At 38.2% G+C, this 18,319-nt stretch carries 12 protein-coding genes; 5 read left to right on the top strand and 7 right to left on the bottom strand.

Features of this window, described 5'->3' with window-relative positions; all coding sequences use genetic code 11:
* Positions 1-824: 824 nt before the first annotated feature.
* Both KO525_RS05000 and KO525_RS05005 read right to left on the bottom strand, forming a co-directional pair.
* The gene (locus KO525_RS05000) at positions 825-2,198 is read right to left on the bottom strand and encodes an MATE family efflux transporter (protein ID WP_215962697.1); all 1,374 of its coding nucleotides are present in this window, start codon (positions 2,196-2,198) and stop codon (positions 825-827) included.
* A gap of 53 nt (positions 2,199-2,251) precedes the next feature.
* On the bottom strand, positions 2,252-3,115 hold the full coding sequence (locus KO525_RS05005) for a GyrI-like domain-containing protein (RefSeq protein WP_215962698.1): 864 nt from the start codon (positions 3,113-3,115) through the stop codon (positions 2,252-2,254).
* 404 nt (positions 3,116-3,519) lie between these two features.
* On the opposite strand from KO525_RS05005, the gene KO525_RS05010 reads away from it, so the two are divergent.
* Complete coding sequence (locus KO525_RS05010; RefSeq protein WP_215962699.1) at positions 3,520-3,726, top strand: ParD-like family protein; 207 nt, start codon at positions 3,520-3,522, stop codon at positions 3,724-3,726.
* Entirely contained in the window at positions 3,719-4,495 is a 777-nt protein-coding gene (gene map / locus KO525_RS05015; RefSeq protein WP_215962700.1) for a type I methionyl aminopeptidase, read from the top strand. Before KO525_RS05010 ends, map (KO525_RS05015) begins: the two co-directional genes overlap by 8 nt.
* A gap of 1,248 nt (positions 4,496-5,743) precedes the next feature.
* On the opposite strand, the gene KO525_RS05020 is transcribed toward map (KO525_RS05015), so the two are convergent.
* Together KO525_RS05020 and KO525_RS05025 are read right to left on the bottom strand one after the other, a co-directional pair.
* A complete protein-coding gene (locus KO525_RS05020) occupies positions 5,744-6,712 on the bottom strand; it encodes a hypothetical protein (RefSeq protein ID WP_215962701.1) in 969 nt (322 codons plus the stop codon).
* Position 6,713: 1 nt separating this feature from the next.
* Positions 6,714-7,607, bottom strand: coding sequence for a PhnD/SsuA/transferrin family substrate-binding protein (locus tag KO525_RS05025; protein WP_215962702.1), 894 nt, complete (start codon positions 7,605-7,607; stop codon positions 6,714-6,716).
* A gap of 255 nt (positions 7,608-7,862) precedes the next feature.
* Here KO525_RS05025 and KO525_RS05030 point away from each other — a divergent pair, with 255 nt between their 5' ends.
* From KO525_RS05030 to KO525_RS05040, 3 genes are all read left to right on the top strand, one after another.
* Complete coding sequence (locus tag KO525_RS05030; RefSeq protein WP_303521389.1) at positions 7,863-8,759, top strand: S1/P1 nuclease; 897 nt, start codon at positions 7,863-7,865, stop codon at positions 8,757-8,759.
* A 42-nt stretch (positions 8,760-8,801) separates the two neighbouring features.
* Complete coding sequence (locus tag KO525_RS05035) at positions 8,802-11,975, top strand: TonB-dependent receptor (RefSeq protein ID WP_215962703.1); 3,174 nt, start codon at positions 8,802-8,804, stop codon at positions 11,973-11,975.
* 113 nt (positions 11,976-12,088) lie between these two features.
* Entirely contained in the window at positions 12,089-13,474 is a 1,386-nt protein-coding gene (locus KO525_RS05040) for an alkaline phosphatase (protein WP_215962704.1), read from the top strand.
* A 211-nt stretch (positions 13,475-13,685) separates the two neighbouring features.
* Here KO525_RS05040 and dapD read toward each other — a convergent pair whose 3' ends face one another.
* The 3 genes from dapD to map (KO525_RS05055) form a co-directional block, all read right to left on the bottom strand.
* Positions 13,686-14,531 carry a 2,3,4,5-tetrahydropyridine-2,6-dicarboxylate N-succinyltransferase gene (gene dapD / locus KO525_RS05045; RefSeq protein WP_252736882.1) on the bottom strand — a complete coding sequence of 282 codons (846 nt, stop codon included), beginning with the start codon at positions 14,529-14,531 and terminating at the stop codon, positions 13,686-13,688.
* Between the two features lie 31 nt (positions 14,532-14,562).
* Positions 14,563-17,169 (bottom strand): [protein-PII] uridylyltransferase, encoded by a 2,607-nt coding sequence (gene glnD, locus KO525_RS05050; RefSeq protein ID WP_371744375.1) that lies wholly within the window; start codon positions 17,167-17,169, stop codon positions 14,563-14,565.
* A 74-nt stretch (positions 17,170-17,243) separates the two neighbouring features.
* Complete coding sequence (gene map, locus KO525_RS05055; RefSeq protein WP_215962705.1) at positions 17,244-18,035, bottom strand: type I methionyl aminopeptidase; 792 nt, start codon at positions 18,033-18,035, stop codon at positions 17,244-17,246.
* Positions 18,036-18,319: the final 284 nt, after the last annotated feature.

Here is an 18,319-nt window from a genome sequence, read left to right on the forward strand (position 1 = left end):
ATGATTAGAGTATAGAGTCTTAACTCTAGTGTCGAACGCGTTAATTTAACCTGATGGTTAATGTTTTTTCATGTGTGATATTAAAAAAGAGGCCACTTCAAAAGAGCGGCCTTAAAATTAGTTACCAAATATGGCGAACTACAATCAACAGGGTAAGATCTAAACCTGAGGAGGGTTAAGAACTTGTGATTAGAATATAGAGTCTTAACTCTAGTGTCGAACGCGTTAATTTAACCAGATGGTTAATGTTTTTTCATGTGTGATATTAAAAAAGAGGCCACTTCATAAGAGTGGCCTTAAAATTAGTTACCAAATATGGCGAACTACAATCAACAGAGTAAGATCAGAACCTGAGGAGGGTTAAGAACTTGTGGTTAGACTATAGAGTCTTAACTTTAGTGTCGAACGCGTTAATTTAACTCGATACTTAAATAATTATTATCTATGAGGTTTAGAATCTAACTCTTGAAATTAAGGTGTTTTTGTACCAAAGCAAACGTCATTTTGTTTGGTTAAAATTGAACTAGCAACATTTACCAAATGGTTAACATTAGTTTGAGTGCCCATCAGGCAATACCATTGGGAGTCAATTAGTGTTTGTCAAAGCGTTTAAAATAACGATAAGCAGAACCACTCTTATGCTTAGCAACAACTAATAATTGTATTCACGATGCCCTAGCAATCTATCCTAATAGTGCTTGCAGAGGTAGCGTTTGCAAATTGTACTTTTAAAATAAGTCATTTTACGTCGCTATCGCACCTCAGAAAATTAGCTGTTTATATTTTTAACTCAAAATCAACGGGCCAATCGAATAGCACTTTTATTATTCTTTAAAAAACAAACCAAACGGATTACCTGATTTTTGGCGACGTTGATATAAAACGGTTACCGTCAGCAACAATGCCAAGAATTCCGCACTTGGGCCAGCTAACCAAATGCCTTTTTCGGCAAACAAGAGTGGCAGAATAAAAATCAACGGCAGGGTAAAAACGTATACTTTTGCCAGGCGTAAAATAGCTGCTCTTTTTGCATCTCCCATCGCTTGGAACACAACACCAATCATCATCAACGGACCTAATAAAAACAAGGCTGATGACATAATAGGCATAATACGTGCGACTTCTGCAGTTACACTTATATCGCTAACAAACACGCCACCTAACTGGTTTTTAAGTAGCAATACAAATAATTGGCAAAATGCACAATAAATAAAAGCGATGAAGATGGCGATTTTAATTGCACTGTTTGATCTTAGCCATTCTTTTGCCCCTATGTTATTGCCTAAAATGGTTTGAAACGCCATGCTCAAGCCTAACAATGGCAGAAAAATAAACGTCATAATTCGGGTGATAATGCCATAAGCTGCCACAACCATGCTGTAGTTTTCATTACTCCAAATTTGTAAGTTATATAAAATAAAGGCAGAAGAAAGCGCGACACCAACATAAGACAAACTCGTTGGCGCGCCTAACGCCAAAAAGTCGGCCCATAACTTACGGTTCGCAGTAAAGCGCACAATAGACACCTTTAACGCGGTTTTACTGTAACGGCGAAATAAGTACACAGCAAACAGTGATAAGGTTTGCGCTAACAAAGTACCGTAAACAGAACCAACTACGCCCCAGCCAAGCATCGCAATAAAAATGTAGTTAAATATAATATTAAAGAATACCGATAACAAAGGCACAACTGCCATAAAAGACATTTGTCCTTCACAACGTAAGCTGTCGCTATTGATAGTGAGAATAAATAGCAATGGTGAGAAAAATATCATTAAAGATAAATAATTGTAACTCATGCTAGATAAGCTCGCTGAACCATTATTAACAAACAACACCAATTGTTCACCGCCGCCTAAAAACAGTAAAATCAGCATCATGCTAACAAACATTGATAGTGTCATTGCTTGGCTATAGGCCGATATAGCTTGGTCCGTTTTATTGGCGCCCAACAGCCTTGCCATCACACTTGAAAAGCCCGCAGACACCCAGCTTGATAAAGCCACCAGTAACATAAAAGCAGGAAATACTGAAGTAACGGCTGCAAGTGCATGTGCTCCAACATATTCACCTAGAAAGTAAGCATCAACTAATGAAAACGAACCATTGACCAACATCATTAAAATTATAGGTGCGGCGGTTTTCATAAATACAGACGGTAACGAACCGACAAGAAACATGTTTTTAGAATGGGGCATTATTTAAGTCCTAATAGTATAAGTCTCGTAAGAAAAAGGCTCGTAAGTAAAAACTATTTAATTGGTAGATAAATATCAGTGATCACTTCATGTTCGGGCACGTCGTGGACAAAATTTACATAATGGAAAAACACGGGAAAATCTCTGCATTGTTCACCACTTGTTGGTAACCATTGTTGATATAAATAATAAACCCCTTTTTTTAAGTCATCGCGATGCCCAATATCACGAACAACGGCGCAACGTCCTGCTGGAATAATTTTATTTACTACACCGTATTCGTTTTCTGGAATGTCTGCTTTTACTGAGCCGCAGAGATCAAAATGAAAATCTTCTGCTTTTACTACATTAGGATCAGAGTAAGGAATGCCGTAAGTATTACTGGTTTTAATTGGTGATAACTTGCTTGCTTTGCGCCAAGCAATAAACTTCATTGATGTTTGATAGTGGAGTTTAGGGTCACCATAATGCGCCAATGCAGCTATTTTTTGCTCTTCAAAATAAACGACTTTCACATCCATTTTATGTTCCGTTTTATCAATTAACTGTAGGGTCAATGTATCCGTTTTATCGTGCCAGTTAAGCCACTTTGGGGACTTTCTAAACTCAGACGGACTTTGTCCAAACTCACGTTTAAAGGCTCTTGAAAACGCTTCGGCACTTTCAAATCCAGCCTCAAAAGCAATATCGATAATTTTAATGTCAGCTTTAAATACCAACCTAAAAGACGCTCGCTTTAATCGTGACATCTGAATAAACTTAATTACACTAAGCCCGGTATATGCCGAAAAAACACGATGAAAGTGAAATTTAGAAAACCCCGAAACCGTGCTTAACCTGTCTAATGTTAAGTCATCATCTAGATTCTGATTAATGTAATCACATACTCTAAAGAGGTTTTGTTCATAGTTATTCATTTGACTAAACTTATCCCAGTGTTTTACTCATTTTTCAGTATTGAATTTTATGCGTTGTACAGTTTTATTAATCTTAAGCAGATTTTACATGTTGCCGTAAAAAAAATATTGACTGAGATTGCTAATCAGTAAAACAAAATAATTAACTAAAGTGGGTAAGCCGTTAATCCGTTTTTGGTTTTTCCCCTAATTAATAGTTTTCCCAGTGACCTAGGTGAGCCAAATGACCATGTCTTTAAGTCAGATGAAGGCGTAAGTAACTGATTGTTATAGATGCCGAACCTATCAGCCAAATTGACATTATTTTCAATAGTTGTCTTAACGAATCAAATATGAAACAAGTAAATTGACACTTATTTTCATGGAGTATATGATTCGAATACAATTTGTATACGGAACGTATAATGGGAATAGTTAAAATATCTGATCAGTTACATGATGAAATTAGAAAGTCTAGCAACGTCATGTCTAGATCAATCAACTCACAAGCTGAATTTTGGATAAAAATGGGTATGCTTGCAGAGCTAAATCCAACACTTACCTTTCATGAAATCATTAAAAGTCAATTGCTTAAAGAAAACCTTGCTATTGAAGGGTTATTGCATGAATAAAACAGTGATAAAAACGGAAACTGAAATTAACTTTATGAGAGAGTCTGGTAGGCTTCTATCTAAAGTATTTGCAATGCTCGACGACTTTATTTGTGAAGGTATAACAACGTTAGATATTGACTCCAAAGTTGAAAGTTACATTGTTAATGAATTAAAGTCCCGGCCTGCAAGTAAAGGGCAATATGGTTATCAGTATTCACTCAACTCTTCGTTAAATGATGTGGTATGCCATGGCGTACCTAATGATAGGCATATTTTAAAAGCCAAAGATATTTTAAATATTGATATCACCTTAGAAAAAAATGGTTATATCAGCGATTCAAGCAAAATGTATACTTTCAGTGCAACAAGCGCTGAAGCGAAACGATTAGTTAAAACCACTTACGAAGCAATGTGGGAAGGTATTAAGGTCGTAAAACCTAAAGCTACGCTGGGTGATATTGGTCATGCTATTCAAAAGCATGCAGAATCTGCGGGTTACAGTATTGTAAGAGAATATTGCGGCCATGGCATTGGTAAAGAGATGCACGAAGAGCCGCAAGTTCTCCATTATGGCAAACCTCATTCAGGTTTTGTTTTAGAAGCAGGAATGACTTTCACTATAGAGCCAATGATCAATCAAGGTTCAAAGAAAATAAAAACTAAAAAAGACGGTTGGACAGTAGTCACGCGTGATAAAAAACTTTCTGCTCAGTGGGAGCATACGATTTTAGTTACGCAAACTGGTTATGAAGTGCTAACCCTTCGTGAAGATGAAATACTATTATAATGGATAACCTATGCCGTTAGCTGCTCAAATCTAATGCTGCTTATTGCTTAAAGGTATGAACTTCGGTGGTTGACTCAATATCTTTGTTCAAATCACAAATCACAAATCACAAATCACAAATCACAAATCACAAACAGCTATGCTTGTCACAGTCCAATTTGATAAACATTGTTAATGTGTAGACTTATATCAATAGCAAATTTGTTTCGTGCTTAGATACTACTAATTGGATGCTTAGCTATGAAGTGTTTAGTTAATTATTAGAATGAAGGGATAAAAAAAGAGGCCACTTCAAATAAAGTGGCCTTAAAATTAGTTACCAAATTCGGCGAACTACAATCAACAGGGTAAGATCTAAACCTGAGGAGGGTTAAGAACTTGTGATTAGAATATAGAGTCTAAACTCTATCGTCGAACGCGTTAATTTAATTCGATAGGTGAATTATATTCATTTATTTGGGTAAAAAAGAGGCCACTTCAAATAAAGTGGCCTTAAAATTAGTTACCAAATTTGGCGAACTACAATCAACAGGGTAAGAACTAAACCTGAGGAGGGTTAAGAACTTATAAATAGAGTATAGACTCTTTGCTCTATTCACTAGCGTTATAAACTAACGCATTAAGTTAATTTATTTCACTTGTTGACTAAAAATAACAGGTCCCTATCGCAATCTAAGCCAGACAATCATATTTGAATACATTATTAGTAATTAAAGCAATCCATCGGTTTACTAACTATTCAGTTACGAATATATGGTATTTGCTCTAATAAAAAGTAATGTGAATACGTTAGTCAGCGCTAAATCTCAAATATAACATTATTGTGTAGTCATTCTAGCGGCATAGTGATATCTGCATTTAATGACTTCTTGTTCATTTCCACACGACCCATGTGTTTGTCAAATCAGCTAATTAACCATAAAACAAGTTTGCGCGAAAAATCTCGATTTTAATTATTTTTGTCAGAATAAACACCGTATTAGGGAAAAGGGGATAGCCGGCGTATTTATTTCATCTAATGGGTTATTTAATTTGGTGTGTCTAGCAATCTAATTATTGTTATCTTCTTCTTGTCTCATTGATTCATTTAAAAGGGGGAACAATAGAAAATCTCATACCCCTGTTTATAAGTTACAGATAAGATTTAGGACAGAAATTGTCATAGTAGTTAAATGTAGATTAGTGGTTACACATTATATTGTTATCTTTATATAACGTGCTGTTATTCGGTTTCTACTTTTGGTATGACTAACTACCAAGTACTTTAACGACTTCTTGATTAATTTCAGTTAATGCAAAGTTATGTGCTTTCGAACGAGAACCCTCACCGACGGCTTTTTTAGGGTAAACATAGTCCTTTGTTTTAATGTCATCGCCATATAACTCGTCGAGTGCTGCGCGTATTTCACTCAGTGTTTTTTCAAGATTTGAGGCAAAATTTGGGCGTTTTCGAATTGTGTGGCCTAGCTCGATAAGACGAGAAAAATATTTACGACACAGCTGGCTAAATTCATCCGGGAGATCTTTGTTTGGGTTTAGTGATTTCTCCGGATACTTTAAACAGTATTCGACAAGCGACGCGTAAAAACAGAGTGGCTTATTAGCTAAGGCAACTTGTACACCTGTTACCGGATTTACTAACACTTTTTGATGTAAGTCTATTTTTAACCTGCAGGGATCGATGTCTATGAAACGTTCTTCGGCAACATTTTTAAGTGTTTTTTCACTATAAAATATGTAGATAGAGGCAATAAATATGGCAATAAAAAATGGCCATAAACTGATAAAAGAAAATAAACTTATCGGAGGATGCACTACTATTATATAGGTGTCGTTATTAATGCCAGTTAAAACAAGATTGTATTGTCTTAGTTCGGGATCCGCAGCCGTGGCTGAAACCTCAACACCAACAACTCTAATAGGATAGTGTTTGTCGATTAGGATCTTATTTAATTTGGCTAAGTATCGGCCCCCTTCAGTGCCATCTTCTATATATATAGGCAATACATCAAAGTTATGAGTTAAATCCATTGCGATACGTTGCTTTATTTGGTTTTCAGCATTTATAACATCGACTTGCTCAGATTGAACGTAACCTATTGTGTAAGCACCTTGAAGCACAAATAGCGTTGGTATGAACCATAAATAAAAGCGTCGAGTTAAAAATATGTGTTTTATCGCACCAAAATCTAAGGTGAACCTGGAAATATTCGCCATGTTATTGATTTAACTCCGGAATCGTTTTTGCCATATTACAGTGGGCAAAAGGGATTAGATTGAGACTTTTATAATAGTTTTGAGACTGGCCAGTGGATAATTGCAATAGCATAGATTGACTAGCACATAATAAGTCATCATTTCGATTTGTCAGTTTGATGTACCAAGAAGAACCACTAACTGGGCTGGATATTGGTATTCGGTAATTTGTTGAAAATAAAGCTTCATCTTCAGCTTGCCAATACGACGAAATAATATCTACATCACCAGAATATAACAAAGTTCGCATTTCTTTATGGCTGCGTGCATATACGATGTCTAACTTTTCGAGTGATAAACCAAGTTCGGTAAATATTTGAACTGGAATGATGTGGCCACTGCGGCTGGTTGGGTAATTCAGAAGGGCAATTCGTTTGTCTAAGAAGTAGTTTTTGGTCAAAACTGGACGTTCTTTTCGGGCGATTAGATAGGCTTGATATTTAGGGTAACTTGCAATTTTTGTATACCCATGAGTTTCTTCAGACTTGAGGGCACTCATGATGTTTTCTTTTACTAAGGCAAGATCGGCAATCCCTTTCCCAATGATTTGCAACGTATGGCTATCATTGATATGCCAAAAAGATTTAACGCTGCCAAACTGTTTGTTGATGACTTTGTTGTTGCATGCAACATCATTTAGCATGCTCGCAGCTTCTTTGCCGCCACTAAAAATAAAAAACTGTTCTTTATTATGTGTGCTTGACGTCAGACATTTTTTTGTTTCAACAATTAAATTAGGTATTGACGTGGGTAAATTGCCATTAGTTTTGCCAGATATCCACCAAGTGAACATCGAAAATAGACACAAAACTGTCACATACCAACTGGTTTGAGCTCTATGCTGTGATTTGTTCATAATAATTTTTTCATTGGTAAATACATGTTTATTTATCGACCGGTAAAATTACTTTTAGTAATAAGTAAGTTTATTTTAGCACTGTAACATTATGATTTTAAAGTTTTATTACAAGGGGATTATGAATTGTGTTAACGCCTTTTTACTTAATCCTGTAACGGTAAAGTGACGGCATGAATTTTTGGTGTTGGTAAGTTGTTGTATTTACTAATGTTGCCAAAATGTTTAAAAATTTAGGCCAATTAAGGAATTATTGTGTTTGCTAATTTAAAATCAACTTTGCCAATACAGCTTTTGAATAAAACGAAAGTAAGTTTAGGCACTGCAGTCTTTATTGCATTGGTATTAGTTATGACGACTTATATACCAAAGGTGAATGCATGGGGGCAAAATGGTCATCGTATCGTTGGTCAAATTGCTTTGAATCATTTGACACCGGTTGCACTAGAGAAGGTTCTCGCCTTATTGTCAGGTGACCGATTACCAGAAGTCACAACTTGGGCAGATGAGATGCGATCGAACCCAGACGAGTTTTGGAAGTATCAATCTTCAAAATGGCACTATATCAGTATTAACAAGCTTACCGACTTTAAACCTGAAAAATACAACTTCCCATTCCAAGAAACACCAAAAGATATCTACTCCGCAATCCTTAAAAATATCACAGTATTAAAAGACAAATCCTCTTCTCAAGCCGACAAAGAATTTAACCTTCGCTTTTTGACGCACTTAATCGGTGATCTGCATATGCCTTTGCATGTTGGTCGTAGCGAAGACCGCGGTGGCAATCGTATAAAAGTGAAATATTTTGGTAAGGAAACTAATTTACACTCTTTGTGGGATACGGCATTAGTTGAATCACAAAATCTCTCTTATAGAGAGTTTGCGGACTTTATAGAAACAAATGATCAAGCAGTCATCAGCAAGTATTTAAACTCTGGTGTACAAGACTGGATCACGGAATCATATGAATTTAGTCAAATTGTTTACAACATTGGCGATGGCGACTTTGGTTATGAATACCAATATCAAAATATGCCAATTGTTAAAACGCAATTGTTAAAAGCGGGTATTCGTTTGGCTGGCATGCTGAACCTAATTTTTGACCCGGCCTCAGAGCCTGGCAAAAATGCAGTAACAAAAATCCAATAATCACAACTTTGAAGTTAAACAACACTTACTAGGAACTGAAAAATGAAGCTGATTAAACGCAGTGCTCTTGGACTGGCCGTCGCAGCGGCCCTAAATGTTGCACCAGTTATGGCTGACGAAACGTCGTCTGCTATACGTGGTGTGGTAACAGGTAACAATGGTAGTCTCGTAACTGACGCAGTTATTACGATCCTACATGAACCTACCGGTCGTGTTACTACGTTAAAAGTAAACGAAGCAGGTAACTTTAATGCCAAAGGTTTACGCGTTGGTGGTCCATACAAAATCGTTATTGATTCTGATGAATACAAAGATTCTGAAATTAGCGATGTTTATTTGCAAGTTGGCAAAACGTTACGTTTAAGCCCTGTTTTGAATCTAGAAGAAATGGAAACTATTACGGTTACAGGCGCTCGTATTGTGAGTGATAACCGCGGTGGTGGTGCAAGTTTTGGGTTGCGTGAAATTGAATCAACACCTTCTGTTGACCGTGATTTAAAAGAAGTTTTACGTTTGAACCCATTAGTTAATATTGGTGCTGGTTCTGAGTCGCAAATGTCAATTGCTGGTTCAAACCCTAAGTATAATAGCTTTAGTGTTGATGGCGTTCGTCAAAATGATGACTTTGGCCTTAATGGTAACGGTTACCCAACTCAACGTTCACCGATCTCTATCGATGCGGTTGAGCAAGTTTCTGTAAATGTTACGCCTTTCTCAGTGACAAACTCTGGTTTCTCTGGTGGTCAGGTCAATGCAGTAACTAAGTCTGGTACAAATGAATTTCATGGTTCAATTTTTATTGAAAAGAAAAGTGATGCGTTAGCAGGTGATGTTAAAGACCCGTTTTCTGATGAAGAACGTGATATCACGCCTGAATTTAGCGAAGACGTTTGGGGTTTCACTGTTGGTGGACCAATCATCAAAGACAAATTGTTCTTCTTTACCTCGTATGAGAAGTACGACGCAACGGCACCTATCGAATACGGACCAGACGGTTCTTCAGCGCCTAATTCAACAGATGCAACTGTTGCGAGTTATAACGAAGTTGTGCAAATTGCAAAAGATGTATATGGCGTAGATGCCGGAAACTGGGAAGTTGCTCCTACAGAAGAAGATGAAAAGTTCCTTTTAAAATTAGATTGGAATATCAACGAAGATCATCGTGTTTCTGCAACTTACCAACACACTACGGGTAACAGTATTCGTAACCAATCTTCAAGTGGCAGTGAGTTACGTTTAAGCTCACATTGGTACAATAAAGAAGAAACACTGGATAACTTAAGCGTACATTTATATTCAGACTGGACAATGGACCTATCAACTGAATTTAAAATTGCGTTCAAGAACGTAGAAACAATTCAAGCTTCATCAAGTAAGGCATTTGGTGATATCACTGTTGCTACGGGACTAGATAGTCGCGGCCGTCCAGCAGGGAATATTGCCTTTGGTTCAGACCAATATAGACACGGTAATGAACTAGATAACCAAACGTTAAGTTTGCGTTTTGCTGGTGAATATTTAATGGGTGATCACGTTATTGGTTTCGGTATCGAACATGAATCAATTGACGTTCGCAACTTGTTTGCTCCAGATTCATTAGGTCGTTGGGAATTCGACAGTATTGAGGATTTCCGTAACAAAGAAGCCGCTGAATTTTTCTATTCAAATGCGTACAGTAACGACTCTGAAGACGCTGCTGCAAAATTCAATTTCGGTAGCACCTCTTTATTTATAGAAGATGCTTGGGCGATTACGTCAGACTTTGAAGTTACAGCTGGTCTACGTTATGAAACTATTCATAACGACGATAAGCCTGCTTATAATGAAAACTTTGATAACCGTTATAGCTCAATGGGTATCCGTAATGACGTAAGTCTAGACGGTTTAAGTATCATATTACCTCGTATCTCATTTGTTTGGGATGTTGATTTCGATACTGTTGTACGTGGTGGTATCGGTCGTTTCTCGGGTGGTCGTCCAAATGTTTGGATTTCAAATGCCTATAGTAATGACGGTGTAACATACACTACGTTCAACGACGGTAGCATCGATGATTCACTTTTCTTATCTAATGTAGATATTAAACAAGTACCTACAGATGTCCAAAACAGTTTAGTTGCTGGTGACGGTAACGTGAACGTAACTGACCCAGACTTTGAAATGCCTTCTGATTTGCGTACTAGCATCTCAATTGAACACACGTTTGATATACCTGCTGTTGGCGAAGGTTTTGTTGCAAGTGCTGAGTTTATCCATGTTGAAAAAGAAAATGACGTTCATTGGGTAGATTTAACTCGTAAAGAAATTGGCACAACTGCTGATGGCGGCCGTATCATTTATGAACCAATTGATTATTTGACTGGCGAACGTACTAACCGTTATGACTTAATGTTAACCAATGCAGATAAAAATGGTACTAGTGACATTTTCACTACTAGCCTATTTAAAGCATGGGATAACGGTGTAACATTAAACATGTCTTACACTATTCAAGACATCACTGAAGGTAATGCAGGCGCAAGCTCTACTGCTAAATCTAACTTCCGTTATGTTCCAGCTGTGAGCAGAAACGTACCGCATATTGCAACTTCTGATTATGAAATTGAACATCGTTTTGTCTTAAACTTAGGTTATACAACTGAGTTTTTTGCAGGCTACGATACTAAGTTCAACTTGTTCTTTGAACGTAAATCAGGCTCACCATACTCGTACACAATGGGTGCATTTAGAGATGGTGACTTAGGTGACCAAAGCTCATTCTACAGTGATGGTTATTACTTACCTTATATTCCAACAGGTGCTGATGATCCTAACGTTATTTTTGACGGTATAAGCTACGAAGACTTTGCTGAACTTGTTGAAAAAAGTGGACTTTCAGGCTACGCCGGCGGTTACGTTCCTAAGAACGTTGGCCGTACACCTTGGAGAACTCGAATGGACTTACATGTTGAACAGGAAGTTCCTGGCTTCATGAAAGGTCATAAAGGTTCAATCTACTTCGATGTTAAGAACTTACTTAACTTATTCGACGAAGACAGTGGTTTAGTATTGAATAAACAATACCAAAATCAGGGCATCGTTGATTATGATTTGGATGACCAAGGTCGTTATGTTTACGATGAACCTTTCTATGGTAGAGAAACTGACAATTTTGACCAAATCGTTGTTGAAGATTCTGCATGGTTAGTTAAAGTCGGTATTAAATATCGTTTCTAATTAGTTTAGTGACAATATGATTTGCATCAGCAATTCATAAATTAGAAACTTAGTAATTAAAGCGGCTCATAGTAGAGCCGCTTTTCTGTATTAATCTTAAAGGAATTTTTACCATGTTGTATTTTGGTTTACGTAATAATAAAAATGTTTACGCACGGATTGGAGGTTTTTTATGTATATTATTAGCGAATTCAACAAGCGTTAACGCAGCAAATACGCCAGTAACGTCGGCGGATAAACCGCACAATATTATTTATTTAATAGGTGACGGTATGGGTAGCCCGCATACAACGGCGTATCGATATTACAAAGCAAATGCGCAGGGCAAAGTTCGCGGTGATAAGAGTAAAATACCAAGCACAGAATTTGACAAGCACTTAGTTGGTATGGCGAGCACATACCCAGCTGATGATACACTTGTTACAGACTCGGCAGCAGGTGCTACAGCTCTTGCAACGGGTTTTAAATCTTATAACGGTGCGATAGGAGTCACTCCAGATCAGCAGTCACAATTAACGTTATTAGAGCGCGCCAAGCAATTGGGAATGGCAACCGGTGTTGTCGCCACTGCACAGATAAACCACGCGACGCCAGCCAGCTTTATCGCTCATATCGATCACAGAAAAAAATACGATGAAATCGCTGATCAATACATTAGTTCAACTTCAAACAGCGTACTAAATGACACGATAGTTACCGACGTCATGTTAGGCGGCGGTACTAAATATTTTGACCGTGAAAGTCGTAAACTTGTAAAAGAGTTTACGCAACAAGGCTTTCAGTATATTGATTCGATGTCGGATTTAGATTCTTTGAAAAAATTACCGGTACTTGGTCTTTTTTCTGAAGAAGGTATGCCATTCGCGATTGATTCAGAGCAGCCAAATCGCCTAACTGCAATGTCAAAAGCGGCACTTAGATTAGTAGAGAATGCGCCTAAGGGCTTTTTCTTAATGTTAGAAGGTAGTCAGGTCGACTGGTGTTCTCATGGGAATGACATTGCCTGTGCGATGGCAGAGATGACCGACTTTGAAGCCACGTTAAAACTTGCGGTGGATTTTGCTAAACAAAACGGAAATACCACGGTCGTTGTAACTGCAGATCACTCAACAGGTGGACTTACATTGGGTCGAGACGGAAAGTATGTTTGGCAAGCCGAGCTTGTTCACAAAATTAAAATTTCATCGGGTCACTTTTCTAGTTTGGTAAAAGAAGGGCAAAGTATTAAAGATGTTTGGGAAAAATACATCGATTTACCGTTAGAAAAAGACGAGTTGGCGAAACTTGTTAAAGCGTCTGAGTCTGAAAAACAATACGCACTTTCAAATGCTATTTCTAAACTGACAGCTAAAAAGACTGGCACAGGTTGGACAACCGGCGGCCATACTGGAGAAGATGTTCAGGTTTTTGCGTTTGGACCTCATAAAGACATGTTTGTCGGATTTCAAGACAACACCGACATCGCCAAAAAGCTCTTTAGTCTATTACCGAAAAAATAATAGCTCGCATCTAACTTATTCGTAGTTTGTTTGCTTGGCTTTTATTGAGCCTTAATAGGCAATAAAAAATCCAGCGCACTGCGCTGGATTTTTATTTGTAAGACAATAAAGAAACGATGTGTTTCTATATTTTCACCATGTTCCTAAAGCATTGAACCTATCGAGATTATTGAGTCGATCCTCATTTCAGCAATGCAACTAGGCCCTTGGATTATTCGTCAATACTGCGTAAAAGGGCGTTAACGCCGACTTTTGCACGTGTTTGAGCATCTACCTTTTTAACTATGATAGCTGCGTATAAAGAGTGTGTGCCGTCTTTTGATGGTAATGAGCCTGGGACCACAACAGAACCAGCAGGGACTCTGCCGTATGTAATTTCGCCTGTTTCGCGGTCATATATACGAGTTGATTGGCTAATATAAACACCCATTGATAGCACTGCGCCTTCTTCAATTACAACGCCTTCAACGACTTCTGAACGTGCACCGATAAAACAATTGTCTTCGATAATTGTAGGATTAGCTTGAAGTGGTTCTAAAACGCCACCAATGCCAACGCCACCTGAAAGATGAACGTTCTTACCAATTTGAGCACAAGACCCCACAGTTGCCCATGTATCGACCATAGTACCATCATCGACAAACGCACCAATATTTGTGAATGAAGGCATCAATACAACATTTTTACCAATAAAGGCACCTTTACGGGCTGCTGCAGGAGGAACGACACGCATACCACCTTGTTTAAATTGCTCTTCTGTATAAGAGGCAAATTTACTGTCAACTTTATCGTAAAATAGCGTCTCGCCACCATCCATAACTTCATTATCGCAAATGCGGAATGACAACAAAACGGCTTTTTTAAGCCACTGATGTACAACCCATTCACCGGAGATTTTTTCTGCAACTCGGGCTGCACCTTTGTCCAATAATTCAATCGCTTCTTCCACTGCCGACTTAACTTCTGCTGTAACAGAAGTTGGCGTGATATTGTCGCGATTTTCGAATGCCTCTTCGATCAACGTTTGTAATTGGGCAATGTTGGTTTGTTCAGTCATGTTATTCCTACTTTTCTAGAACGTTAATTTATTAAGATAATGCGTCTTTTAACGCTTCTGATAGCGCTAATTGTTGTTCTTCATTCAACTTCTTATTGTCTGCAGTTGAAATTTTAAAGATGTCTTCAGCGCGTTCACCGATTGTGCTGATCTTTGCTGAATACACCATAATTTGATTGTCTTTAAATACAGTTGCAATTTTTGCAAGTAATCCCGGCGTATCCAAAGCCGTAATTTCCAACATATCGCGATAGTTACTTTTAGCATCCATAAAACGAACACCGACTTTAATCTGAAATTGCTTAATTTGTCGTGGGACACGCTTATTGATTGTTGTTGCACAAACTTCGCCACTGATGATTTTAATCAATAAGTGTTTTATTTCATCGCGACGAAATTCAGAATCAATAACTGCATCGTCTTGATCTAAAACGATAAACGTATCTAGCAAATACCCATCTTTTGTATTCATAACGTGCGCATCGGCGATGTTGACGTTTTTAGTATCAAACGCACTTACGATATTACTGAAAACACCGGCACGGTCTTTAGCATAGACAAAAACCTGAGTTCCGCCTCTTATGGGCCCTTCGCTAACCAGCACTAAAGGCTGTTTACTGCGATTTTTATGATTTAAAAGATGCTCGGTATGCCAGGCTATATTTCTAGGGGCATGTCGAGAGAAATACAAAGTTCGAAATTGCTTCCAAATATGATGGACTTGCTCTTCGATAATGCCTTTGTCGGCCAATAGGGTTAACGCTTGTTCTTTATGATCTTTGGCTGTTTCACGCATGTCTTTAGCGTTTTCTAAACCTTGACGTAGCGCCCGTTGAGTTGACAAATAAAGATCGGATAACAGTGAGTTTTTCCAGTCATTCCACAAGTTTGTATTCGTAGCGCGTACGTCGGCTACAGTTAAACAATATAGGTGATTTAAACGGGTTTCGTCTTTTACTTTTTTTGCAAAATCGGAAATGACGTCAGGGTCATAGATGTCATTTTTTTGGGCGGTTACCGACATCAGTAAGTGATTGTCCACTAACCAGGAAACTAGTCTTGTGTCTGATTTTGGCAATTTGTGTAGGTCACCAAAGTGGGTCGCGTCGATTGCTCCTAGTTCACTATGATCACCGCCGCGGCCTTTACCAATGTCGTGGAAAATACCGGCGATATATAGTAATTCTGGCTTATCTAACCGTTTGAAGATTGCACTACACAACGGAAACTCATTGTTGTATTGCGGCTGTGAAAAACGATACAGGTTTTTGACTAACCTATGTGTATGTTCATCAACGGTATAAGCGTGGAATAAATCGAATTGCATTTGGCCAACAATATGTCGCCAATTAGGCATATAGTAAGCTAATACGCTGTGTTTGAGCATTAACGTAAATGCATGACCCATAGAGTTAGGGTGTCGTAAAAACTCCATAAACGCATTTCGGCATTTTTCTAAGTCTTGCAAATCCCCCATCAAACGCCGGCGAACGCGTCGGAACAAGCGAATTGTGGCTGAGTGCAGTTTTTCTACCTGTGGGTTTTCTGCGATGTGAATAAACATCTTAAAAATGTTAGCTCGATAGAAAAATACGTCTTCGTGGCGCACTAACAAGGAACGTCCATGAATCGCAAAGTCATCATCAAGGACAATGACATCTCTAGTAACACCTAAAATTGAAGAGTTGAATCGTTGTAACAACATTGAATTTAACTCAGTTACGCGGCGCGCAACACGAAAGAAGCGTTTCATCATGCGTTCGACGGATGGTTTGCCATCGTCACCAAAACCCATTAACTCAGCAACTTGCGGTTGATAATCAAACAAGAGTCGATTTTCACTGCGTTTAGCAACGATGTGCAGAGCAAAGCGCATTTGCCACAAGTAGTCTTGGCACTCCTGCATTTCTTGATATTCGTCTTGTAACAAATAGTCATGACCGACAAGTTCGGCGACACTTTGAGTATTGTAGTGCTTTTTTGCAACCCAAGAGATAGTTTGCAGGTCTCGCAAACAACCAGGATTGGCTTTTAGATTCGGTTCAAGGTTGTACGACGTTGAGTGATAGCGTGCATGACGCTCTTCTTGTTCATCACGTTTTTTAATATAAAAGTCTTGGCTAGATAGAAATTTTGATTTATTTAATTCAACTTCAAGTTCCTCGAAGTTATGGTTGTTGCCGCAAATTAAACGACGTTCCATTAAGTTGGTTGCAATTGTTATATCGTCTTTGCCAATATCTATTGCTTCTTTTATGGTTCTTACCGCATGACCAACATCAAATTTTAGGTCCCAAAGTGTCGTTAAAAATAAACTTATTTTTTCTTGTACAGCGGGCTTGATTGTTTTTTTGCTTAATAATAATAAATCTATATCTGACTCTGGGTGTAACTCACCACGACCATAACCACCAACAGCAAGTAAACTGATGTCTTCCTCGACATGAAGGTCACTAAGTTGCCACACATTAAGTAGGATAAAATCAACAAAGTCAGAACGTGCGTTAACTAATCTACGAACCGTCATTAACCCAAAATTCTCACGACTCCAATCACCGAACTCCTTCAGGCGAGTTTTATACTCAAGCAGTTGAAACGGCACTGGTAGTGGTGACAGTAATTCATTCGGGATCTGTATATTCACGTTTTCGCCTTTTAGGATCGAAAGCGGCTTGCGCCGCCGGGGTTATAGTCTAGTCATGGTAAAACTACTTAGTGTGTAATGATCCGAGGGAAGTCTTCATCATTTCTCAATGTGAGAACTTCAACGCCATTTTCAGTCACAAGTAATGTATGTTCCCATTGTGCCGATAATTTTCTATCTTTTGTGACTGCCGTCCATTGATCTTTAAGCACTTTTAACTTGTGTGTTCCGGCATTAATCATTGGCTCTATAGTAAAACACATGCCAGCCTTAAGTTCTTCGCCTGTTCCAGCCCGGCCGTAGTGCACTACTTGAGGCTCTTCATGGAATCCTTCGCCAATGCCGTGACCACAAAAATCGCGGACTACCGAATATGAATGTTTCTCTGCATGGTTTTGAATGACCTCACCGATATCGCCTAAACGACAACCTGGTTTAACTAACTCAATGGCTTTATAAAGGCATTCTTGGGTAACAATCGCTAATCGTTTCGCCATGATGTTTTCTTTTCCGACAAAAAACATTTTTGACGTATCGCCATGCACACCATCCTTAATTACAGTTACGTCAATATTGACACTGTCGCCATCTTTTAGTGGCTTGTCATCCGGTATGCCATGACAAATAACATGGTTTATTGATGTACAGATACTTTTAGGGAACGGAGGGTGACCATAATTTAATGGTGCAGGGATACAACCTTGCACGTCAACAATATAATTGTGGCAAATGGTATTGAGCTCATCCGTTGTAACGCCAACTTTTACATGTTCACCGATCATTTCCAATACTTCGGCAGCTAAACGGCCTGCAACTCGCATTTTCTCTATTAGTTCAGGTGTTTTAATTATTGCAGCCATAAAATCCTCTTATTATTTTCACAACCTAGATGTTAAAAAATATACAATATTTAACGGTAATTGTTGTGTTTGATTACTCGGGTATGGTATAAAGCGCGCCTTATTTTTACAAAGGTTTTTTGAGTATTTACTTAAATCATTTTTGGATAAGTAAGTAAAACTAACATTAATTTTAAATAACACACATATATCGACACATTCTCCGGGGTGCCAAAACGTTGAAAAACGGTGAGGTCGGATTGGAATGGGATATATGGAGGCCTAACCCCATACAGAGGAAAATT

The organism is Psychrosphaera sp. B3R10 (assembly GCF_018861025.1).
Lineage (GTDB): Bacteria > Pseudomonadota > Gammaproteobacteria > Enterobacterales > Alteromonadaceae > Psychrosphaera > Psychrosphaera algicola.

Coding starts and splice junctions, on each gene's coding strand:
- KO525_RS05040 (WP_215962704.1), top strand. CDS start 12,089: ATGTTGTATTTTGGTTTACGTAATAATAAAAATGTTTACGCACGGATT.
- KO525_RS05035 (WP_215962703.1), top strand. CDS start 8,802: ATGAAGCTGATTAAACGCAGTGCTCTTGGACTGGCCGTCGCAGCGGCC.
- KO525_RS05005 (WP_215962698.1), bottom strand. CDS start 3,115: ATGAATAACTATGAACAAAACCTCTTTAGAGTATGTGATTACATTAAT.
- KO525_RS05025 (WP_215962702.1), bottom strand. CDS start 7,607: ATGAACAAATCACAGCATAGAGCTCAAACCAGTTGGTATGTGACAGTT.
- map (WP_215962700.1), top strand. CDS start 3,719: ATGAATAAAACAGTGATAAAAACGGAAACTGAAATTAACTTTATGAGA.
- dapD (WP_252736882.1), bottom strand. CDS start 14,531: ATGACTGAACAAACCAACATTGCCCAATTACAAACGTTGATCGAAGAG.
- KO525_RS05010 (WP_215962699.1), top strand. CDS start 3,520: ATGGGAATAGTTAAAATATCTGATCAGTTACATGATGAAATTAGAAAG.
- KO525_RS05020 (WP_215962701.1), bottom strand. CDS start 6,712: ATGGCGAATATTTCCAGGTTCACCTTAGATTTTGGTGCGATAAAACAC.
- KO525_RS05000 (WP_215962697.1), bottom strand. CDS start 2,198: ATGCCCCATTCTAAAAACATGTTTCTTGTCGGTTCGTTACCGTCTGTA.
- map (WP_215962705.1), bottom strand. CDS start 18,035: ATGGCTGCAATAATTAAAACACCTGAACTAATAGAGAAAATGCGAGTT.